This is a genomic window from Ligilactobacillus sp. MP3, assembly GCF_024436335.1.
Lineage (GTDB): Bacteria > Bacillota > Bacilli > Lactobacillales > Lactobacillaceae > Ligilactobacillus > Ligilactobacillus salivarius.
In genome coordinates this window covers 257,372-279,749 of sequence record NZ_JANFQI010000001.1, presented here as the reverse complement: position 1 = coordinate 279,749, position 22,378 = coordinate 257,372, and the positions used below count along the sequence as shown (strand labels likewise).

General features: G+C 32.0%; 18 protein-coding genes and 2 pseudogenes. 4 read left to right on the top strand and 16 right to left on the bottom strand.

The features are described 5' to 3' along the window. Positions 1-362: 362 nt before the first annotated feature. The 4 genes from NOU10_RS01360 to NOU10_RS01345 are packed head-to-tail and all read right to left on the bottom strand — an operon-like array spanning position 363 to position 4,032. On the bottom strand, positions 363-878 hold the full coding sequence (locus NOU10_RS01360) for a GNAT family N-acetyltransferase (RefSeq protein WP_098034487.1): 516 nt from the start codon (positions 876-878) through the stop codon (positions 363-365). Positions 879-893: 15 nt separating this feature from the next. Continuing rightward, positions 894-2,264 (bottom strand): RsmB/NOP family class I SAM-dependent RNA methyltransferase, encoded by a 1,371-nt coding sequence (locus NOU10_RS01355; protein ID WP_255905822.1) that lies wholly within the window; start codon positions 2,262-2,264, stop codon positions 894-896. Positions 2,265-2,272: 8 nt separating this feature from the next. Further along, a complete protein-coding gene (locus tag NOU10_RS01350; protein WP_193524276.1) occupies positions 2,273-3,250 on the bottom strand; it encodes an ABC transporter permease in 978 nt (325 codons plus the stop codon). A gap of 8 nt (positions 3,251-3,258) precedes the next feature. Then, positions 3,259-4,032 carry a prolyl oligopeptidase family serine peptidase gene (locus NOU10_RS01345; protein ID WP_255905821.1) on the bottom strand — a complete coding sequence of 258 codons (774 nt, stop codon included), beginning with the start codon at positions 4,030-4,032 and terminating at the stop codon, positions 3,259-3,261. Positions 4,033-4,179: 147 nt separating this feature from the next. Here NOU10_RS01345 and NOU10_RS01340 point away from each other — a divergent pair, with 147 nt between their 5' ends. Then, positions 4,180-4,989 carry a Cof-type HAD-IIB family hydrolase gene (locus NOU10_RS01340; protein ID WP_003710274.1) on the top strand — a complete coding sequence of 270 codons (810 nt, stop codon included), beginning with the start codon at positions 4,180-4,182 and terminating at the stop codon, positions 4,987-4,989. Positions 4,990-5,029: 40 nt separating this feature from the next. Here the strand turns inward: NOU10_RS01340 and NOU10_RS01335 are convergent, their stop codons facing one another. The 3 genes from NOU10_RS01335 to NOU10_RS01325 all read right to left on the bottom strand — a co-directional run bounded on the left by NOU10_RS01335 (position 5,030) and on the right by NOU10_RS01325 (position 7,206). Continuing rightward, a complete protein-coding gene (locus tag NOU10_RS01335; RefSeq protein ID WP_081509457.1) occupies positions 5,030-5,557 on the bottom strand; it encodes a GNAT family N-acetyltransferase in 528 nt (175 codons plus the stop codon). 20 nt (positions 5,558-5,577) lie between these two features. Beyond that, entirely contained in the window at positions 5,578-6,870 is a 1,293-nt protein-coding gene (gene lysA, locus NOU10_RS01330; protein ID WP_255905820.1) for a diaminopimelate decarboxylase, read from the bottom strand. Positions 6,871-7,014: 144 nt separating this feature from the next. Beyond that, positions 7,015-7,206 (bottom strand): 2-hydroxymuconate tautomerase, encoded by a 192-nt coding sequence (locus NOU10_RS01325; RefSeq protein WP_255905845.1) that lies wholly within the window; start codon positions 7,204-7,206, stop codon positions 7,015-7,017. A gap of 129 nt (positions 7,207-7,335) precedes the next feature. Between NOU10_RS01325 and NOU10_RS01320 the strand changes: the two genes are divergently transcribed. The 3 genes from NOU10_RS01320 to NOU10_RS01310 all read left to right on the top strand — a co-directional run bounded on the left by NOU10_RS01320 (position 7,336) and on the right by NOU10_RS01310 (position 10,578). Beyond that, complete coding sequence (locus tag NOU10_RS01320) at positions 7,336-8,760, top strand: C69 family dipeptidase (RefSeq protein WP_081538048.1); 1,425 nt, start codon at positions 7,336-7,338, stop codon at positions 8,758-8,760. Between the two features lie 12 nt (positions 8,761-8,772). Further along, positions 8,773-9,669 carry a hypothetical protein gene (locus NOU10_RS01315; protein WP_255905819.1) on the top strand — a complete coding sequence of 299 codons (897 nt, stop codon included), beginning with the start codon at positions 8,773-8,775 and terminating at the stop codon, positions 9,667-9,669. A 72-nt stretch (positions 9,670-9,741) separates the two neighbouring features. Then, positions 9,742-10,578, top strand: coding sequence for an AraC family transcriptional regulator (locus NOU10_RS01310; RefSeq protein ID WP_081561506.1), 837 nt, complete (start codon positions 9,742-9,744; stop codon positions 10,576-10,578). A 29-nt stretch (positions 10,579-10,607) separates the two neighbouring features. On the opposite strand, the pseudogene NOU10_RS01305 reads toward NOU10_RS01310, so the two are convergent. From NOU10_RS01305 to NOU10_RS01265, 9 genes and pseudogenes are all read right to left on the bottom strand, one after another. Beyond that, a pseudogene (locus NOU10_RS01305) lies at positions 10,608-11,214 on the bottom strand (YitT family protein). Further along, the gene (locus NOU10_RS01300) at positions 11,207-13,444 is read right to left on the bottom strand and encodes an alpha-galactosidase (RefSeq protein ID WP_255905817.1); all 2,238 of its coding nucleotides are present in this window, start codon (positions 13,442-13,444) and stop codon (positions 11,207-11,209) included. The pseudogene NOU10_RS01305 and the gene NOU10_RS01300 overlap by 8 nt, the downstream one beginning before the upstream one ends. Before the next feature lie 184 nt (positions 13,445-13,628). Then, positions 13,629-13,718: pseudogene (locus NOU10_RS01295) on the bottom strand (GNAT family N-acetyltransferase); the annotation flags it as partial. Positions 13,719-13,775: 57 nt separating this feature from the next. Then, on the bottom strand, positions 13,776-16,700 hold the full coding sequence (locus tag NOU10_RS01290) for a DUF3427 domain-containing protein (RefSeq protein WP_255905816.1): 2,925 nt from the start codon (positions 16,698-16,700) through the stop codon (positions 13,776-13,778). A gap of 22 nt (positions 16,701-16,722) precedes the next feature. Next, on the bottom strand, positions 16,723-17,145 hold the full coding sequence (locus tag NOU10_RS01285) for a (deoxy)nucleoside triphosphate pyrophosphohydrolase (RefSeq protein ID WP_255905815.1): 423 nt from the start codon (positions 17,143-17,145) through the stop codon (positions 16,723-16,725). Between the two features lie 213 nt (positions 17,146-17,358). Continuing rightward, complete coding sequence (locus NOU10_RS01280) at positions 17,359-18,105, bottom strand: EAL domain-containing protein (protein WP_255905814.1); 747 nt, start codon at positions 18,103-18,105, stop codon at positions 17,359-17,361. 100 nt (positions 18,106-18,205) lie between these two features. Continuing rightward, complete coding sequence (locus NOU10_RS01275; protein WP_255905813.1) at positions 18,206-19,066, bottom strand: GGDEF domain-containing protein; 861 nt, start codon at positions 19,064-19,066, stop codon at positions 18,206-18,208. Continuing rightward, positions 19,053-21,125: a cellulose biosynthesis cyclic di-GMP-binding regulatory protein BcsB gene (locus NOU10_RS01270; RefSeq protein ID WP_255819473.1), complete on the bottom strand. Its 2,073-nt coding sequence runs from the start codon at positions 21,123-21,125 to the stop codon at positions 19,053-19,055. The genes NOU10_RS01275 and NOU10_RS01270 overlap by 14 nt, the downstream gene beginning before the upstream one ends. A gap of 1 nt (position 21,126) precedes the next feature. Further along, positions 21,127-22,374, bottom strand: a complete 1,248-nt coding sequence (locus NOU10_RS01265) for a glycosyltransferase (protein WP_003707595.1) — start codon at positions 22,372-22,374, stop codon at positions 21,127-21,129. Between the last annotated feature and the right edge of the window lie 4 nt (positions 22,375-22,378).

The window sequence follows — 22,378 nt, the reverse complement described above, 5'->3', positions numbered from 1 at the left end:
TTACAACATTCGTCATAATCACTTCTTATTACATCTTATATACTTACTTGCTGGTACATCACAAAACCGGCAAGAATAATGATAACTACCGGTATTATTAATAATCTATATTCTCTTGGCAAAAGTTTCAGTAGATTATCTAACCTATTTTTTATACGCCAGTTTTTTCTACAAAAATAATACTTTCACCTAAAATTAATATCAATAATTCCCAGAAAAAAAGTTGGTATTTACTTCCGAAACTATCAGGACTGTTGTCACCAACAAAATGTGTTCCGACTACTTGGGGAGCTATCCTTAGATAGTAGAATATTTCTAATAATACAATTAAATACGAAGAACGCATTAAAAGTTTAAATTTTTCATAATTCCTTCACCAATATATAATCCGTTTGTATATCATCACCTAAAACAAAGTCATGTGATCCAACTTTTTCAAAACCAGATTTTCGATAGAATGCTTGAGCCTTTAAATTCTTTTCCCAAACACCTAACCAAACTTGCGATTTCTTTATTTTTTTCGCTACTGCTATAGCATGTTGCATCATTGATAGACCCATTTTTTGTCCTTGATATTTCTGTAACACATATATTCTTTGAATTTCCAATGCTTCAGGATAATCTGATTCTGTTTGTGCCGAACCGATATTTAACTTTAAGTATCCTGCAAGCTCATCATTGAAGTAGCAAAAATAATAAAATGATTCTGGATTTTCCACTTCAGCTTTTAACTTATCAAAAGCATATTCTTCACTAAGAAACTTCGCCAAATCTTCAGCAGTATTTTGACTACCAAATGTTTCAGTAAAAGTTTGCTTAGATATCGCTTGTAATGCTTCAATGTCTTCTACGCTATTGCTTATTTCTTTGATACTCATAGTAGTCTTCCTCCCTTAAGCTTGAAATCTTAATCCTTTAGGGAAAAAATTCTTTATAGTTCCATTAACTAATTTACCAAATGCAAAATTCTTTTCTTCACAACGTAGTAAATACCAACCGTTTTTTCTAGTATTGCCACTCAAAAAGATAGTATTACCAGCTACATACTCTGTCCATTGATCTTTGGTTAACTCAATTACATTTTCTTCAGCCACTTCTTGTACTGCTAAAGCCAAGGCATAGCTAGGTTCAAAGCGATTCTTCTTGAAAGTCCCCAACATCAAACCTGGTCGAACATATTTCAACTTATTTATATCTAACCAATTTTTATTGTAATAGTAAAGATAGTCGCCATTAATACGTAAATCTTGATCAGCAAAGTTCAATTCCTGACTTGAAAAATCGGCTACAAATTTGTGCCATAAGTCCAACTCATCAGTTGAAATAGTTTTACTTTTCTTTTTCTTCTTAGACTTCTTTTTAGCTACGCTTGCAGCTTCACCATTAAATTTTAACTTAGCTAAAAATTGTCCCTCGCCCTCAAAATGATGTGGCATTAAACGAATTGTCTTTGTTAAGTCTTCATTGCCATCTGCAAATTCTGGGCGACCACTATCCATGCCATCATATTTAGTAATTGGTTCTAAAGTTAAATCATAGTTTTCTAGTAACCAAGCTACAATTTGCTCGTCTTCTTCTGGAGCAAATGTACAAGTTGAGTAAACTAACTCTCCCCCTGTTTTGAGCATTTTCATCGCTTCTTCTAAAATTAATTTTTGGCGATGAGCACATTCAGCAGGATAGTCCTTGTGCCAATACTTAACTGCACTATGATCCTTACGAAACATTCCCTCACCAGAACAAGGGGCATCAACTACAATCTTATCAAAATATCCCTTGAATACTTTTGCAAGGTTATCTGGCGATTCATTGGTGATAATTACATTCTTGGCACCTATACGTTCCATGTTTTCTGCCAGGATTTTAGCACGTTTAGTATTAATTTCATTACTTACCAATAACCCTTGATTATTGAGTTGTTCAGCAAGTTGCGTAGATTTTCCTCCAGGTGCTGCACACAAATCCAACACCTTATCCCCTGGTTGTGCATTAGCTACCGCTGCTACATACATCGCACTTAAATCTTGACTATACACATAGCCTGCTTGATGTTCAAGTGAACGTCCACTTACTTTACCAATAAATCCATCTTGAGCGAAAGGAACACTAGCAGTTAAATCATAATCTACATCTTTATAATGACGTTTTAAAGGATTTAAACGAAAACCTATCACACTTTTTTCATCCAAACTAGCCAAAAAATCTTCAGCTTCATCTCCTAATAAATTTTGATATTTCTCAATAAAATCTTTAGGTAAATCCATTCTCTAATCTATTCCTTTACTTGTTTTTTTATCCTATCATAAATTGTTAAGTAACAAACGATACTTCCCGTTATTAACATTAAGGAGTTAAAAATGATAGTTCCAGTATAACTATATAGCGTAAAATATATTAAGCCTAAAATTGTCCCTGCACTCATTCCTACAAGTGCTAAAATTGTAAAGACTTGCCATTCTTGGAAAGTGGCACGATTAACCGTTGCACGTTTGATAACATATCTTCTCTTGTAAGATACACCCCATAAAATTGCTTCTGCCAAGAAAGCTACAAAAATAAACAATAGCGCAACTAATTTACGAACTAAGGAAGTTAACCATACACCCTTAGGAATACCCAATAAGTTAGTAAACATTGTCTTAACTTCTTTGGCACCTAAGACATGTTTAATAACTTTTGCATCTAAAGGTTTTTCAGAATCTATCACAATTCGATAATCGTTACTTGTTAAAGTCTTTAAAGTTGAAATTGCACCTGAAATAAAAATCTGATCATCTAAACTTGAAGAGCTTCGTTTTTCTCCCATAACTCCTAATACTGGCAAATAACCTGAGTTTATTTTTAAATAATCTTGATCTTTAGGTTTGTATAGTTTTTTAGCAATATTCTTTCCTACTAAAGCTACTGTAACTTCTGAATTAAAGTCATTATCAGCAAAAAAGCTGCCAGAAACCATTGGTGTAGTGCTGTAATCACCTTTTCCAAAGAAATAAGTTAGATTACTATTCTTCTTATCTTGATAATGAACTTGAACATCATCAATTTTGCTAGAGTTAGAAATCTTATTATTAATATCTTCCAAAGAAGTTGTTCCTTTCATCACTACTTCATAGGCGTTTTGTGAAAGGTTATGATTGTTCAATTGATTAACAATATCGCGTTCTTGAATCTTAAAGAACACCCAAACACTACAAAAAGCTAATAAGCAGACATATAAAATGATCAACAACTTATTTCTAAATATTCTCATATTCCTGCTTACCTCTTACCAACAAACTTTTGATAATATTGATCAAATTTATTTGCCATTTCTAAAGTTGTTTCTTGGCTGACTTTATGACCCGCATTCTCCGTTGTGGTTAAAGTAACATTTTCTGTATAACTTTTACCTATGTTTTCGCGATAAAAGTCCACCGTATCTTGGTAAGGTACCATTTTATCTGCTGTACCATGCCAAAAGTGAAGCGGACGACTAGCTAATTTTTCTAAATTCAAGGATAAATCAAATGGTTCTAAAGCTGAAATTTGCTTATCAACTTCAGTATCAGGCATTCCTTTAACTTGTGTAGCCGCATCAGCAACTAATTTCTTCGCAAATTTAACTGGTTTAGGACTACCCATTAAGCAAACTCCTGCATTTATCCATGGATATGTTGTCATTAAAGCGTTAGTCGTTATCCCGCCCATTGATAAACCACTAACTCCTACAAAACCATCTTTAATTCCAACATTTTCACGATAGTAATCAACCAAAGTTGGAAATTCCTTAACTGAATTTAAGACAATTTTCCAAAATTCAAGAACATACCCTTTTACATCGCCCTCTTGACGATCTCCATGATATAAAGCATCTGGTAAAATTACTCTAAATCCTTTTTTAGCAATCTCATAACCTTGAGTTAAAACTCTTTCTTTACATCCAGTCCAACCATGATAGAAAAAGACAAGTGGTAATTCTTCACCTAATTTCTCACTATCGCAAATTTCTAGGATTGGTAAATCATTAATTTCTTTTGTAATAATAGAAATCATGAACTCCGCCTCTTTTCTTACTATATAATGAATTAATTATACAACGAACTCTTTACTTCTCTCTAGTATTTCTAACAGCTTTATGTTAAATTTAAAACGTTACTGTTTTTATTACAGGTAAAAATTAAGATTAAGGACGTGAATAATTTGGAAAGAAAGTTAATTGCGATTGACTTAGACGGAACAACTTTAAATAACGAATCTAAAATTTCATCATATACTAAAGAAGTTTTACAAAAAGCTGCCCAAGCTGGCCATATCGTTTCAATCGTGACTGGTCGTCCTAATCGTATTTCTGAAAACTTTTACGATGAATTGAATATTCCTACTCCGATGATTAATTTCAACGGTGCTTTAGGACATATTCCACATAAAAATTGGGATAAAGAATACATTGAAACTTTTTCTAAAGATATCGCACTTGATTTAGTAGCTGAAAAAGAAAAACTTGGAATCAAGATTGTCGCTGCTGAAAGTAAAAATTATGCTTTAGCTGATCAACCTAATAATATTATTCCAGATTTCTTCCCAGCAACTTTGAAAGCAAATGAAGTCTTAAATGCCATTAACTTGCAAAAAGATCCTTCTGCGATGACTATGTTAGTTGATGAACACAAATTACCTAATATTGTTGAAACCTTAAAAGCTAACTTTGGCGATAAGATTACAGTTGGTGTTTGGGGTGGTAAGAATCCGATTCTTGAACTTTCCCCTAAAGGTGTCAATAAAGCTAAAGGTGTTGATTTCTTAGCTAAGACATACAATATTGATAAAAAGAATATCATTGCTTTTGGCGATGAACATAATGATGCTTCTATGATTGACTATGCTGGTTGGGGTGTCGTTATGCAAAATGGAACTGATAAGCTAAAATCGCTTGCTAACGATATCACTGAATATGATAATGAACATGATGGCCTAGCAAGATATCTTGAAAATTACTTAAAATTAGCATAATGCAAAAAACGATTTCTATATTACTAGAAATCGTTTTTTCTTATCTATTTTCCCATTCTTCACGCAAAACACCGTATTTAACAGAATCATAATAAGTATTTTGCCAGTATCTGACTTTTCTTATTCGTCCTTCACATTTTAGACCCAGTCTATCAGCCAACTTCATCATACGCTGATTTCCAGACCAGGTTGTGAGTCCAATATGTGGTAGTGAAATTCGTTGAAATAATTCATCAATCCAAAGTTCCAGGGCCTGGCGTCCAATCCCTTGACCCCACTTCCGCTCATCATAAATCGCTAAACCAACTTCTAACCAACGTTTTAAATACCCATCATCATAATAAGCAGAAACTGAACCAACCATTTTACCATCAACATAGATTACCTTTCGCATATCACTTTCAAGATAATCAAGTTCCCCACCAGCTATCCAATCTTTTCTAGTTGGATAGTGATTATCAAAATACGGTCCGTTCCAATTTCGCCACTCTGCTTTAGGATCGGAAAAAGCTAACTTCCAAAATTCAAGTGAATGGTTCATATCTAACTTTTTTAGTTCAACTACCACCTTGCTCACTTCCTAGCTAATTAAAGAATTTCGTTGCGAATCATATCTTCATAACTTTCACGCTTTACAACTAAACGTGCTTTACCATCTTCAACAAAGACGATTGCTGGACGTGGATTGCGATTATAGTTACTTGCCATAACATAGCCATAAGCACCTGTTGAAAACATCACAATCACATCACCGGGTTCTGTCTTAGGAAAATCATAATCTTTAATCAAGATATCTCCAGATTCACAGAACTTACCTACAATTGAGGCATTTTGAGCGATTGGTGCATTAGGATCTTTAGCTAAAACAGCATCATATTCAGCACCATATAAGGCTGGGCGAATATTGTCACCCATACCACCATCAACTGCGACAAAACTTCCAACACCTTCAACATCTTTACGTGAACCAACTGTGTATAAACTTACACCAGCTTCACCAACAACTGAACGACCTGGTTCAATCCAGATAGCCGGCATTGGATAGTTTAATTCCTTACTCTTTTCTTTGACTGCTTCTACAATGATCTTAACAAAGTCTTTTACATCTAATGGGTCGTCTTGATCAGTATACCTAATTCCAAAACCACCACCAAGGTTAAGTACTTCAGCTGTAAAATCATATTTTTCCTTCCAAGCACTTAAGAAGTCCATCAATTTCTTAGCTGCTTCTACAAAACCAGCAGTTGCAAAGATTTGTGAACCAATATGACTGTGGACACCTAGTACTTTAAAACGAGGGTTAGCCAATGTTTTTTCTAATGCTTCACTTGCTTGTCCACTTTGTAAGTCAAAACCAAATTTAGATTTAGCTTGACCTGTTGAGATATATTCATGAGTTTCAGCATGGATACCTGGTGCTAAACGCAATAGGATATCAGCTGTCTTATTCTTTTCTGTAAGTACTTCATTTAATAAATCAATTTCATAAAAATTATCAACAATTATATAACCAACATTGCTATCAACTGCCATTTCTAATTCAGCACGGGATTTATTATTACCATGAAATTCCAACTCTTGTGGATCCATTCCACCTTTTAAAGCTGCATAAAGTTCTCCACCAGAAACAACATCGCTTCCAATACCACTCTTAGCCACCAAGTCATACATTGCTAAACTTGAAAAAGCTTTACTAGCATAAGAAATGTGATATTTAACATTTTCTTCTTCAAAACCTGCTTTAAACTTTGCAATTTGTTCTTTGATTTTAGCAACATCATAAACAATTGTAGGTGTGCCAAATTTTTTAGCTAGTTCTAAAGAGTCAAGTCCCCCAATTGTGTAATGTCCTTCACTATTTACTGGAATTTCTCTTTTCATAATTATAGTTAATTCCCCTTTCAACTAATTGCACAAGATGTATTTTTATTAATTCTAACATATTGATAATCTTTTTCCCACTTAATTTTAATGACAATAAAAAAAGACTAACTTTTAATAGTCAATCTCTTTTATAATTATTAATTATTTTTCTTCACTCTTTAGCACACCAGCTACACTATAGCGATTTTTCTTCATTTCATTTAAAACAACATGTACGTGTTCTGCTGGAGCACCTGTATTCTTAGTAACTGCATCTGTAACATCTTTTACTAAATTCTTTAATTGTTCTTCTGAACGACCTTCAATTAATTCAATATGTACTAATGGCATAATAGTCCCTCTTTTCTTAATTAACTAACTTAATTAAATCAAAAAAGCTATTACTTTTCAAATTATTTTTATCCATTCTTGCGATATGTTAGAATTAATACAGTAATAATATTTATACAAGGGGCGAAAATTGTGAAAATTCAAAAAAAATTATCTGCTTGTACTAGCATTTTAGTTGGGAAAAAAGCAATGGCCGACAATTCAACTATCATCGCTCGTAATGAAGATGCTAAAACTGCTTGGCCTAAACATCTTACTGTTCATGAGCATAAAGAATTCGAAGAAGAGCAAGTTTTTGTATCAAACGATAACAAGTTTACAATGCCACTTCCTAAGGTTAGATTCAGATACTCTGCTACTCCTGAATGGACTGATAAGTTTGGTTTATTCGAAGAAGATGGAATTAATGAATATGGTGTAGCAATGAGTGCTACTGAAAGTGCCTACTCCAATCCACGTGTACTTGGTGCTGATCCACTCGTTGAAAATGGTATTAGTGAAGAAGCAATGGTGACCGTTGTTCTTCCATATATTAAGTCTGCACGTGAGGGTGTTGCACGTCTAGGAAGCATTATTGAAAAATATGGTACTAGTGAAACAAACGGTGTCCTCTTCTCTGATGAAGATGAAGTTTGGTACTTTGAAAGTGGTAGTGGTCATCATTGGGTTGCACAACGTATTCCAGATGATTGCTATGCAGTAGTAGCTAATCAATTAGCTATCCAAAAAGTCGATCTTGACGATCCTGATAATTTCATGTATTCCAAGGGTATTGTACAATTTGTATACCAAAATCATTTTGAAGTTGATTTTGATAATTTTAACTTCCGTAATGTCTTTGGTACACATGAATATAGCGATGAAATTTATAGCACTCCTCGTGTATGGTACGGTCAAAAATACCTTTCTGGTGATAATGATCAAGATCCAATGAGTGAAGAATTACCTTTCATCCGTAAAGCTAATCGTTTACTCCATTTAGATGATATTGCCTATGTATTAGGTTCTCACTACCAAAATACACCATATGATCCATTAAACAATGATAATGCTGATGGTCATAAGTTCCGTCCTATTAGTTTGGCTGCCACTCAAGAATCACATATTCTACAAATCAGAAGTGGTATGCCTGTTGATGTACGTGGTATTCAATGGTTAGCAATGGGTGTAACTGCTCAAAGTTCTTATATTCCATTCTATCCTGCAGCTACTGATGTCCACCCTGCATACAAAGTTGGTAGTGAAACTTATGATGACAAATCTGCTTATTGGGTATATAAATTAGCTGGCGTCCTAGTTGATGCACATTACAAAGAATTTGGCAAAATGCTAAAAGATACTCAAAAAGAAGTTGCAATCTTACTTAACAATAAAGTTCATGAAATTGACGCTAAAGCTCTTACGCTTTCTGGTCAAGAACTAAGAGATTATCTAACAACAGAAAGTATTGCTTGCCAACAAATTGGTCTTGATAAATACAATGAGTTGATAGCTAAACTAATTACAGCTTCAACCGCCCTATCTCCATTATCATTTAAAGTTGATGTCAATCTTTAATGAGGTCATATTATGGAATATAATTTTGAAAACAAATTTGTTGAAACTGATGAAACAATTATCTTTTTCGACAATTATATTAATGTTGATAGTCCTAAAGAGAAATTTGTAATTATTAGTCACTTATCAGCTGATAACTTAGCTTATTTGCAGCAAGCAACTTTACCCGCAAAAACATTTGTATCTCAAAATTTATTTTTACTATTACAAAAATTAACTAAATTTGAACTAATAGCTAATTTAAATTTAGATCTAAAGGTTCTTCCTTATGGATTCGCTGTGCCCGTTGCTGATTTGAAAATTACTGCACTCAATAACGATGATGGTTTATGGGGATCAATAGCTCTCTATTTGGAACATGATCATCAAAAATTAGGCTATGTTGCTAAATTTGATATTCATGGAATCCACAAAAAACGTATTAAAGCTTGGAAAAAGTTCTTTTCTCAACAAAAATTAGACTACTTGATTTTAGGTTATCAAGATCGCGATGATAGTGATAATTATCTCTCTAAAACTGGCCAGTTAAAAAATATTGAGAAAACTTTAGAACAAGCAGATAGTACTCAAATTTATTTGGAAATGACTCCTTTTGATCCTGAACAATTGGTAAAAATTGACGATTTAGCACATCGTCTAGATTATCAAATTAAGTGGCTACCTGGCTATGCTGAGTTAATTTCTTATTTCAAACAACTTGACTTTAAGGAAAGTTCTTCTTCTACAATGGATAAAATTTTAATCCAACGTGAATTTCAACCGTATACTTCTGCAGATCTAGTCATTAGTTCTCCATTATTAACAAAAGATGGTAAGATTGATTTCACGAAAAATTTTGCTTATCCAACTGAAGCTGAGCTAAAAGAAATTTTGAAATATGTCGCAGCTAAACAAGTATATTTTGTTTAATGCTTTAAACTAGACTGAGAATTTTCTCGGTCTTTTTTATTATTTTATGCTATGATTAATCGTGGTGATTAAATGGAAAAAGCAGTTTCATTAAACTTTATTTCAGTTCCAAGTGATCAATTACAACTAGCAAATGTAGGACGCTCAGATACGTTGAGTGGACATAAGTATGGACCAGCAGTTAGACCATATTACCTTATCCACTACATCTTAGCTGGTTCTGGAACATTTAAAACTGATCAATCAATCTACAAATTACATGCCGGACAAGGTTTTCTAATTGAACCAGGACAAGAAACAACCTATATTGCCGATAAAAATACACCTTGGTCTTATGTATGGGTTGGCTTTTCTGGTAATTTTGCTGATCAACTTATGCAGCGAATTCCACTAAATCAACGTGAACCAATTTTCAGTTTAAATGATCCCAAACGTTTAATTGAGTTAGTTAATTTATTGTTATTAAAGTCAGTTAATTCAACAACAAAGAAATTACTCAATCTTAGTTATTTGCTGGAATTTTTGAGTATTATTTCCAATGCTACAATTATATCTCGTGAGTCAACCACTTCTATTTCTGATGTTTATGTTGAGAAAGCTATTTCTTTAATTAATAAAAACTTTCCTAACATCTCAGCTGCTTCATTGGCACAAATGATCGGACTAGATAGAAGTTATCTGGGTAAGAGATTTAAGAAAGTAACAGGAATGACACTTCAAACCTATTTGAAAAATTATAAAATTACACAAGCACGACATTTAATTGAATCAACAAATCTTTCTTTGCTTGAAATTTCTCAAAGATGTGGCTACCAGCGAGTTGACTCCCTGGCAAGAACTTTTAAAGCTACCTATGGTTTAACACCTAGTGACTTTAGACTACAACAAAAAGAGCTTCTAACATTATGATTTTCATTAATGCTAGAAACTCTTTTTTACTATCTTAACAGTGGCTCAGAAACATGATTATTAAACCACTGAATCATAGGTCCCATAAAGAAAGCTGTAATTAAGGTTCCTATTCCTACAGTAGCCCCAAAAATTAAACCTATTGTTACGCAAAAACCATCTGTTATAATTCTATGATATTTAAAAGGTAGTGATCTATATTTATCTGCAAATATTAAAGCAATTGCGTCATATGCTGATACACCTAATGCTGCTGTAAAATATAGCGAAGCTGCTAAACACATTAATCCTAACCCTGACAGTAATAGTATAATTCGAATTAAATATGTTGGAGCTTTTACAAAACCATTCAAAAAAGCTAATGCATAGTCAGCTATTATTCCTGTTAACAGTAGATTAGCCAGTGTGGTGTAGCCAAGATAATTTCTTTTTAAGAAGATTACAACAAGCAATAAAATAGAAGTTACTATTAAGTAATAAAGTTCCATAACTACTGCCAAAAATATTGGCAATTCCCGTAACAAAGCAACTAAATGGATCCAAGCCTAAAGATGAATCTTGTAAAATTCCCACAGAACAACCACATAAAGTTGTTCCAGATATTGCCATTATGCGTTTTTTTGTCAGTCTAGTCACTTAATTCCCCACACCTTTCTAAAATAAATAGTTTACTATAAAAATCAGTTGTTTCTTGATTTTGACCAGCAGAGGCATCTGTTGTAACCAAACCTATATTAGCTAACTCGTCACCAGTAAAATTACCTAAGTATGAACCTAATTCTTCTTGGACATTATATAGAGTATCTGCTTCTAATCCTGGCAAGTATAATCGTCTGTATTCACAATTTACATCATTTAAAATCTTATAGTATCCCACTATTGCTTGTGATTTATCTTCAGATACAACCATCCAAGATACAATATTTCCTTCAAAAGGACTCTTTAAGCGATAAAAAGTGCCATATTGGAATATACTACGATATTTTTTCATAAGTTCGATTTGTTTCTTAATACTTGCTAACTCTATTGAACTTAATTTATCTAAATCAAGTTCATATCCAAAAGCTCCAAAGAAGGCAACATCTCCCCTTATCTTCAATGGTGTATTTCGTCCGAGTTGTTCATTAGGTGAAGCTGAAACATGTGCTCCCATCATACTTTGCGGATATCCAAAACTCGTTCCATACTGAATTTTTAAACGCTCAATTGCATCGCTATCATCACTCGTCCAAGCTTGTGGAGCATAATATAACATTCCAGCATCAAATCTCCCACCACCACTTGCACAAGATTCAAATAGAATTTTGGGATAGCGTTCAATTAAACGTTCATATAAATTATAGACACCTAAAATGTAGCGATGTATGATTTCTCCTTGTTGTTCTGGAGGATAAGCTATTGAATAACATTCAGTAATATTACGATTCATATCCCATTTAATATAATCTATTTCATCTTCATCTAAAATCTTAACTAACTGCTCATAAATATTATCAACTACTTCTTTCCTTGAAAAATCTAAAACGTATTGTTTTCTACCATGTGAAGCGTGTCGTTTAGGTGTTTCAATAATGTAGTCTGGGTGTTTTCGATAGAGATCACTATCTTTATTGACCATTTCCGGCTCAAGCCATAAACCAAACATCATTCCCAAGTCATGAATTTTCCTTGATAAACCTGAAATTCCATTTTTTAATCGATTTCGATTAACGTACCAATCACCTAAACCTGCTGTTTCTTTTGTTCTCTCTCCAAACCAACCATCATCTAATACAAATAATTCAATTCCCAATTCTTTTGCCTTCTTTGCGATTGATAATAGCTTTTCTTCAGTAAAATCAAAATAAGTAGCTTCCCAATTATTAATCAAAATTGGACGTTCTTTATCTCTCCAATATCCTCGAGCTAACCTCGTCGTATACAATTTTTGGAAAGTCTGGCTAAGTTGGTTTAATCCTTCGCTAGTATAAGCTAAAATTGCTTCTGGTGTTTGGAATGTTTCATTTGGCTTTAAACACCAACTGAACTGGAATGGATCTATTCCAATTTGTAAACGAGTTACTGAATATTCATCTACTTCTGCTTGGGCTAAAAAGTTACCACTATATACAAAACTAACCCCTAAAGCTTCACCTTGTTCTTCTGTCGTAAATGGTCTTTTTAGGATAACAAAAGGATTCTGCATATGACTTGAAGCACCTCTAGCACTATTTATTGCTTGAATTCCTGGACGTAAAGGTGTCTTATGTAAGTGTCTTTCTCGACCCCAAGCACCTGAAAATTGTAACCATTCATAATTAGCATCGGGCAAATCTAAATTTAAACTTAGTGCTGTTTTTAATTGATATTTCTGATCGCTATCATTACTAAACTTCACACTTCTAGCAATTGCAGCACTATTTTCAAAAATAGTATATTGTAAGCACAATGTAACTTTAATTAATTCATCATACAAATTTATTTCAAGTGTAGTTGCTTCACTTTCATTTTCTACATAAGTTGCTGGCAACCCCGTTAATTTTCTCTTTCCAGCATAAATTTTATGAGAAACATATTTAAAATCAGTAATTCGACTGCCATTAGGTTGTTTTATATCAAGTGCTGGACGTCGTTGATCTGTCGTACCATAAGCTGGATATTCTTGTTTTACGTTTCCTAATGAAAATGAATAGTCATCATCAAAAACATAGGAAGTAACTGGTCGATATGTATTCTCTACTAAATAGTCATGATTTTTTCTATTAGGAATACGCTTTCCAAAATATAATTGTCCTAGCTGTTCATTAGCTAAAATTTTAATTAAGTAACTAATTTTGTTATTATACAAGTGAAACTCTCTGCTTTGTTCGTTATATGTAATTGGCATACTAATTTCCTCCTGACTTATATCTTCTAACCACTTTAAATATAACGAATCTTACATCTAAATGTTCCGCTATTTGCGACTTAGAAACTGCAAAAAGCGTACTCATTTCATTGCTCAAAATTCATTTTTATAATAAAAACACCTCATAACTGTCAGTTTTACCTAACAATTATGAGGTACTAAATTATAATTTCATGAATAAGATTGGATAAGGCTTCCCTTGCTCATCTATTTCAGATCTTTCATACACCTTAAATTCCATGTGCTCATAGAAAATTTGCTTGTAAATTTTATTCATTAGCAACTAAATTCTTCTACATTTTTTCTTTGTTTACTCATTACTTCCTTCAGTCAGCATTCTATATCTTGTAAGTGAGATTGGAGTATCTAACTTAAGATCGTATGAAACGATGGGTGTATTTACTAACTTACCTTTTTTATCTATTTTTCTGTATTCTTGTCTCAAAGAATTGCTTATTACTTTACTTGTTCCTAAGTAAACAAACTCATCATCATCTTCAGCATCTGATCTCTTTACGAAAAGTAAATATGTTAATTTGGGGTTCCCTTCACTAACTCCAGCAAACATCTTTAATGTTTCACCTTGTCCTAATTTCCTTCCATTTTTTGTATAACAATGAATTTTGCTATTAGATATAAATCTATCTTCATACTTAATAGAATCATCTATATCATTACTCTTCACATAAGTTACAAAGATTGGACAATACCCATTTTCAATGAAATATCCCCCTATACTTTGAGCTGGTATTTTTCTCTGCCAATTCAATAATCTGTTAACATCTGATCTAGTATATCTTTTTTCTATCGTAAAGATATTTTCCTTATCATATTTACGAGCATTTAATAACCCAGCCTTGATAACATCTACAAAGAGATTTTTAAAGCCATGATTATTTTCCAATGATTTAGAGATTTCTTTATTGAAACGATATTCTTTATTATTACTGATTTCAATTAATGCTTGCCCACCTAATTTAGCGAATTCTGTTTTATTTTTCTCTTTATCGTTCTTCTCATCATAACTTTTAGGTTTGTAATACTCTAGAGTTAGAATTCTTTCCACACTATTCAATACATCATCATTACAGTAACTTCCATTATCAACTACTAGTTTTTCCAACTCTGATCTAGAACTCACACCATTGTCTAAAAGTTTTTGCAATAACAATAATTCGTGTATTCTTTTTCCACTTAAAAATTCTGATGTAATAAAAGTAAGGGTCTTATCTAAATAATCATTTTCCCATGAATAAGCAGCGTCTTTATCAACCTTAAGAAGAAAATCATTATAATTACCTTTTTTATTCAAAATAGACAAAATAGCTTGTGAAGCAACCATGTTATTCTTTATAAAATCGGCTATCAATGGTGTTTTATTCAAACGTCTCTTTAATTCTTGATAATCCTTTTTTATCTCTAAAGTAAAGAGATTTTTCTTTCCTCTCAACTGTTTCAAAATTCGCTTTTTGGCAACTAATTCAAAATTAATTGTCGATAAACCTTCTATTTGTCCAGTTTCAACGTGTTCTCTAATGCCTTCACGTGTCCTAGATTGGTCACCTGTCAGCGCTACTGGTATCAAATAATTATTCTTGTAGTTACCAATGAAATCTATAACCGTTAAATATTCTTTTCCTTGAGCTTTTCTTAAACCTCGACCTAATTGTTGAACAAATACTATTACAGATTCTGTTTTTCTCATCATAATTACCTGATTTATAAAAGGAATATCTATCCCTTCATTAAAAATATCTACTGTAACTAGATATGTTAATTCTCCATTTTTTAGTTTTTCAATAGCTTGTTCACGTTGTTCTTGACTATCTTCACCACTTAACATTTGTGATGGATATCCATTTTTGGTTAGTAACTTAGCAATTTCATCTGCTTCTTCTTTTCTACTAACGAAAACTAAGCCATGTAGTACATCGCCATCATAGCCATAATACTTGCTTTGTTCCACAACATATTTTACTCGTTCTTCACTAACTAGATATTTCAAATTAGTATTATCATCAATAACTTCGCCGTTATATGTATAATCAGATACACCTATATAGTGAAAGGGTACTAACATTTCTTCTTCCAATGCTTCTTGTAATCTAATCTCATAAGGAACATTATAGTCAAATAATTCATAAATATTCTTATCATCACTTCGTTCAGGTGTGGCTGTCATTCCTAACAAGAAATCTGGAGTAAAATAGTCTAGTAATTTCCCATATATTTTACTTCCAACATGGTGAGCTTCATCAATTAAAATATAATCAAATTCATCTCTTTTAAACTGGTTCAAATTTTCAGCTTTACTCAAAGTTTGAACTGTTGCAAATAAATATTTTGCATCAGTATTTTTAGTATTTCCAGATAATATTCCATAATTTGTCTTTTTATCTCCACCTAGTACTTTATGGAAACTATCTAAGGATTTCTTTAGTATTTGTTCTCTATGAGCTACAAATAAAAAGCGTTTAGGGTTATAATTTTTTACATCTAACGCAGCTAAATATGTTTTCCCAGTTCCTGTTGCAGAGATGATCAGACCTTTTGTTTCTCTCAAAAGTCTTAGTTTTTGTAGATTTTTCAATGCCTCTTTTTGCATCTTATTTGGTTTAATTATAGAGTAATTACTGTTATCTTCATCTACCGATTGAGAAACAACTTTTATCGCAGGTTTATTTTGAATCTTGTATTTTTTCTCATACTCATCAATCCACTCAGGAGATAATTTGCTAGCTCCTTTCCATTGTTCCTCTATTTCTGAAGCTATGTCTTCTGTGAGTTTTCCGTTATTATGAGAAGTAAAAAGTAAATTCCATTCCTTATTTACTTTTAAAGCACCAGCAGTAAAATTAGAACTTCCCACTAGCGCAGACTGATAACCTTCATGTTGAAATAGATAGCCTTTCGCATGAAATTTACCATGATTCTGTTCATAGACTCTTATTTCAACATTTGGTAGCTTTAATAATTCTCTAAACATCTGAGGTTTATTAAAGTATAGATATGTAGATGTCAATATTCTTCCTTGAACATTCAGATCTTTCAAAACTGTCTTTAAAGAATTAAGAATACCACTCTCAATAAAAGCCACCGCAAATGTAAAAGATTTACAATGTTGAACTTCATCCAAGATACGATTATACATTGTTTCATCTTTGGTATTAGCAATTAATTTGGCAGCATATTCATCATTTTGTTCAAATGTATTTTTGTCCAAAAAAGAATTCAAAATTGCATTCTTTATTTTTTGGTTAGTCGACTACATCGAATTTTACCCCATTTAAATTTATTTTACTTATTACTTTAGCAGCAGGAATATCTGCTGGAGCCCAAGTTAATTTTGAAACTTCTGCCGGATCAATCCATTTTACCTCACTATGGGCAATTAAATCGAAATTCTTTGACAAAAATTTAGCATAATAAACTGTCAAATGTACTGTTCCAAATTCATATTCATAGCTTGCTGTTTCGGTAACTTTTTCTCCTACAATAATCTCATCATTAAACTCTTCTTTTAACTCACGCTTAAGACTTTCTTGCGGTAGCTCACCTTGTTCAATTTTGCCACCAGGAAATTCCCATAAATCTCCTAATATACGATCACTATTTCTCTTAGTAACTAATAATTTACCATCTTCTATTAGCGCAGCTCCAACAACATAAATATTCTTCATAAACTTTCTCCTAATCCAATTATTAATCTATTCTAAGAATACCAGCTTTATTTTAAAAAGTTAATACTAGGATTAATTTTTGCTCTCTACCATTAGTTACCATACATATACATTACAAAAATAAAAAATTCGACTCTCAATCTTGCATTCACAAAACTAAGAGTCGAATTTATATTTTCATTTAGAAACTATTTTCTTGTTTCTTTCTGTTACTTATTCAAATTCTTTAAAATTATGTACTTCTTTAGGACTTATATAATCTTGGGGTACTTGCCAGAAAAAACCTTGTTGTAGCTTAATATTATGGCACAGCATTTCCTTAGCTGCAACATCATCTTCAATACCTTCAATTACTAATTCAACATTATTGGCCTTAGCAAAATTTATCCAAGACATAATGAAGAAATTTTTCGTCTTCGAGTCTGTGCTATCGTCATTAAAAATCAACAAGGATAACTTAACCCTATCAATACCTTTGATATTTTCTTGAACAACTTTAAAACTATATTGTCCAGAACTAATATCATCTAAAGCTACACGATAGCCTAAATCTTTTATATGCTTAACTGTATCAATTAAACCCTTTTTCAAGTTTAATTCTTGCGATACACGCTCTGTAATTTCAATTGTAATTTGCTGGTTGTACTCAACCATTTTATCCAAAAAATCCCAGGTTGATTGATACAAAAATTGATGTGGATCAATATTTATATCTACTCTAACTTTTTTGTCTGTTAAAACTTTCTTTATTTCAAGAGTAAACCATTCCCAAAACATTTGATTACAACTTTCATTATTTACAATCTTTTCAAATATTGCAGCAGGGAAACTCTTCTTGTCCTTCGACCGCAACAATACCTCGTAATCAGATATTTCAAATGTATCTTCATTAACTATTCTGACTATAGGTTGAAATGCTAAAGTTAGATTATCCGGTGCTATGTTTAAAGTAGAATTCATTCCATCTCCCCCCTCTAGTCAAATCTAATCCCACTATCTAAATTATATACTTATATTATCATTATGTAAATAATTTCAATATACAATTCAACTTATATAACTAAACGTCGTATTGAAGTACATGCTGAGCAGAGTCAATAAATTGGCTGACACTCTTTATCTTATCTTCATTGTATTCAACAACTCCAATAGATATTTGAATATCATACTTTCCTAATTCCTTATCTTCACGCAGTAAAGTAGTTACTCTTTGCTTAATTCTATCCATCGCTACCATCGCTCCATCATAATCCGCGAATAATAGAACTCCCCATTGAGGTACACCACCTACACCATCAATACTGTAAACAATGTCATTATTTCTAAAACTCTCAGATAAAATATCTGATAATCTTTTGATCAAATGATGTTGTTGTTCTTCAGTTAAAATATTCATAATTTGATGGAAGTAACGAATTGAAATTATTCCCGTTGAAACAGGAATATCAAAACGTTTATGAGTTTCAATAAATACTTCTGCGTCTTGACGATAAGATCTCATGGTACGCAAGTCTGTTTCACTATTATATCCCAGATTACGTGCATTACTTTCTCTAAGACTTAGATTTTCTTCTTGTAGTTTTTGAAGATTTCGTGTTATAAAGCTTACTAATAATGACCAAATCAATGGTAAGAAAATCCAAACAATTAACCATAAATCTAGTTCTTTTCCTAAGACCACATCTGCATATAAAACATAACTTCCCTGAATAAAGACAAACAGTAAATTAAAGATTAATCCAGCTAATAGGCCGAGAAAATAAGTAATCAATACTAAGAAACAAGTAATTGCTAAGAAAACACAATTCAAAATCATCAAATTAGATGAAATTCCAACGAAAATAGCTGTCATGATTGAACAAACTAACAACGAGATAATATAAATATCAGTATTTAAACTATAATTCTTATTTCTTCTCATTATTTTTATCCTTTCTTAACAGATTATTTTTCCATAAAACCATAAAGATTGCTGCAGCTAGCAAAGCAACAAAGATTAAAGCAATTACTAAGTAAATGATCAACTTGGTATTTTTGTGAATTGTTTGCTTCAAAGATACCTTTTTATCTAAATCAGCTTTCTTCTTGAAACGATAATTATAAATATTATTATCATTATCCACCACAATTGCATCGCCACCATGTTCAACAATGGTCTTTTGATAATTAATTTGTGTTGATGCTAGATAAACGTCTTTAGATGTAATACCTGTTACAACTAACATACCTCTCTTATCATTGTAAGGAGAGCGCAATAATTGAGCTGTACCCATTGTCTTACCATAATCATATTCGATACTCAATTTTTCATTAGAGATAAAGCTTGTATATTTTTTATTATATTGGAAATAAAGTTTGTCATTTAAGTTCTTAATCATAGAATTTTGACTAGGTGTTCCCAATACGATTACATTACTGTTCTTTAATGTTTCATCATCAGGTTGTTGACTATAGAATTCAATTTTTCCAGTATTGCTCTTAGCATAGATACCAATCAAATTGAAAATATTAGATAATGCTTCAAAATCATTTGTTGTCATCTTTCTAGGCTTAACAACTGCTAAGTTACTATAAGTATTGTTTCTAATGAATAAACTTGGATAATTTGAAAATAGGATGTCGTTCTTTTCAATAGACTTAACAAAAATCTTTGAGTTAGTATTGATTGCTGCCCAAGGTGTTTCACTATTATCTGACTTAGTAATTTGACTTGGTTCTAAATCAAAAGCTACTCTGACAGAAAAACCACTACCTATTTTCATATTATTAGGAATATTGAAGGTTAGCTCATCATTATCAGCATTATCTTTAGTTAACTTATAGCTGCCAATGTTGCGGTTATTGATATATACAGTTGCTAAAGAGTTGTTAAAATTCAAGTTTTTTGAATACTTCAAACTCAATTTTACCTTACTACCATAGGAGTTGCTTTGACTAGCTGGTAAAGCAACAAAGAATGTTTCTTCGTGATGTCCACTTCCAGTTAAAGTTGCTCCTTGATTAGTCAATTGGTAACTGTCATCGTAATGTAAGCTTGACATATAAGTTGCTGTCTTAGAGCTTACATACTTAACTGGCTTTTTAGTTTCTGTCATCAATTCTGTATTAGCCATAAAACGAGTTGCTTTTTGCAACATTTCATCATCTAAAGCTGTTATTATCAATGTGTATTTATTCTTACTATACACTAATCTTAAACAACCACGATTTTTCAATTTATCTACCGAGAACTTACTCTTATAATTCTTAGGTAAATTATCATATTTAGCGATAATAACGCGATAATCCGCGTCCTTAACTCTACCATCATTGTATGGCAAGATTCTAACCTTGTCTGTATCTGTTGCGATTGTTCTAGTTACCCCTGTTAAAGCATAAGTTGCAGCTGACAATTCAGCATCACTAGGTTGTTGAGGAACTGCAATAACAGATTGTCCAAATGAAATAGTATCTGCCCCTGAAAAATGATTATAGAAAGACTTCAAATAATAATCTGGTTGCTTTAAATTATATTGGAAGTTAACATTTGACTCTTCATAAATTGTTAACCAATTAGCAGGTGTCTGTACACTAACCGTTGATTTGTCAGACTTATTTAAAATTTGTCCGTAAATTTTAAGATTATTTGCCCCTTTAATTAAATTTAGAGGAATATCAATTTGCTTAGTTTGAACACCATCTTTTATTTCAGGTCTAAATGAGTAAAATTTAACCCCATTAATTGATACTGTAATGTCAGATGTTTGATCATCAGCAATTTGTGAAACTTGGTAACTCAAGTTTAAAGTTGCTTTCTTAACATCCCAGTAATCAATTTTTGTAAAATATGTATTATCTGATACAGATTTTCCTGAAAGAGTTTGTGTTGAATTTTGAAATGGTTGCGTATAACTCTTCATGTCATCTGCCTTAACTTGTGTACACCACGAAATTATCAAAACTAACATTGATAAAATCGTAATGAATAATTTTTTCTTCATTCTATTCATACCTCTGTGTTTTATACCATTTAGCTTTTTTATGAAAAATTTGTTCTTGAACATACATGATCATGCCATAAAAGGCTACTATTAACCACATTTGACTATAGACTAGATACATCAAAACAATGATCAATAAATTTTGGAGCGTCATCTCACCCTTTTCCGTTGTAATAGTTATAAAAGTTCCTAATACAAATAAGATAACCGCAAAGAACCATAACCAATTACTAAAACCATTAATTGATGTATGAACTAATCCAGATACTGATAAAACAAAAACCGTATCTGAAATAACTAAAGATGTCATTAATAGAAAATAAATTGATAAAAAGTATATCAAATCAAAGCGAATAGCCTTACTCTTAGGATTAAATAGTAATTTCAAATTTTTTAAAATCACATAAATATTACCTTTAACCCATCTCGTTCTTTGTCTAAACCAAACCACAAAAGTTTGTGGCTCTTGTTCCCAGGTAACAGCTGCCGGTTGAAAATTAATGTGATAACCCATTAAATAAGTTCTAAAACTTATTTCTGTATCTTCAGCTAGGGCTTTTACGTCCCAACCACCAATTTTCTCCAGTAAACTACGACGAATAACAAAATTAGTTCCTGGTATTGTACATAAATTAAATAGTTTTTTTCTACCTGCTTGTGCCATCCATTGAAATGACAAAGTCTCAATATTAATAAATCGTGTTAATAAGCTAGCATTCTTATTACGTGTTCTGAATTTTCCAATTACTGCTCCAGCTTTATCATCAGCTAATAATTCAGATACTAAAATACGTAATGCCTGTTTTTCAGGAGTATTATCAGCATCATAAACTGCGATAATAGATCCTTTGGCCTCTTTTAAGCCAATATTTAAAGCATTAGACTTTCCTTTTCCCCCAGTTATATTATCAGTATTGATAATTTTAAGATTTCGGTTGGGATACTTACTTTGCACTTGTGCTAAAAGCTCGGCTGAATTGTCAGATGAATTATCATTAATTACAATAATTTCATATTTATCTTGAGGATAATCCAATGCTAGCAATGATTTTACCGTTCTAACAATTACAATACCTTCATTATGTGCAGGAACCATAATTGTTACAAATGGTGCATCTGCTGGTAATTTATCATGAACTTTCATTGTTAAATAATTCATATAACCAGCAAAAATCAAGACAACATTAACCGCTAAAATTGTCCAAATTGAAAAAATACTGATAAATAATAATATATCAAGTAATGACAACTAC

Coding starts and splice junctions, on each gene's coding strand:
- NOU10_RS01360 (WP_098034487.1), bottom strand. CDS start 878: ATGAGTATCAAAGAAATAAGCAATAGCGTAGAAGACATTGAAGCATTA.
- NOU10_RS01355 (WP_255905822.1), bottom strand. CDS start 2,264: ATGGATTTACCTAAAGATTTTATTGAGAAATATCAAAATTTATTAGGA.
- NOU10_RS01350 (WP_193524276.1), bottom strand. CDS start 3,250: ATGAGAATATTTAGAAATAAGTTGTTGATCATTTTATATGTCTGCTTA.
- NOU10_RS01345 (WP_255905821.1), bottom strand. CDS start 4,032: ATGATTTCTATTATTACAAAAGAAATTAATGATTTACCAATCCTAGAA.
- lysA (WP_255905820.1), bottom strand. CDS start 6,870: ATGAAAAGAGAAATTCCAGTAAATAGTGAAGGACATTACACAATTGGG.
- NOU10_RS01315 (WP_255905819.1), top strand. CDS start 8,773: ATGGAATATAATTTTGAAAACAAATTTGTTGAAACTGATGAAACAATT.
- NOU10_RS01310 (WP_081561506.1), top strand. CDS start 9,742: ATGGAAAAAGCAGTTTCATTAAACTTTATTTCAGTTCCAAGTGATCAA.
- NOU10_RS01300 (WP_255905817.1), bottom strand. CDS start 13,444: ATGCCAATTACATATAACGAACAAAGCAGAGAGTTTCACTTGTATAAT.
- NOU10_RS01285 (WP_255905815.1), bottom strand. CDS start 17,145: ATGAAGAATATTTATGTTGTTGGAGCTGCGCTAATAGAAGATGGTAAA.
- NOU10_RS01280 (WP_255905814.1), bottom strand. CDS start 18,105: ATGAATTCTACTTTAAACATAGCACCGGATAATCTAACTTTAGCATTT.
- NOU10_RS01275 (WP_255905813.1), bottom strand. CDS start 19,066: ATGAGAAGAAATAAGAATTATAGTTTAAATACTGATATTTATATTATC.
- NOU10_RS01270 (WP_255819473.1), bottom strand. CDS start 21,125: ATGAAGAAAAAATTATTCATTACGATTTTATCAATGTTAGTTTTGATA.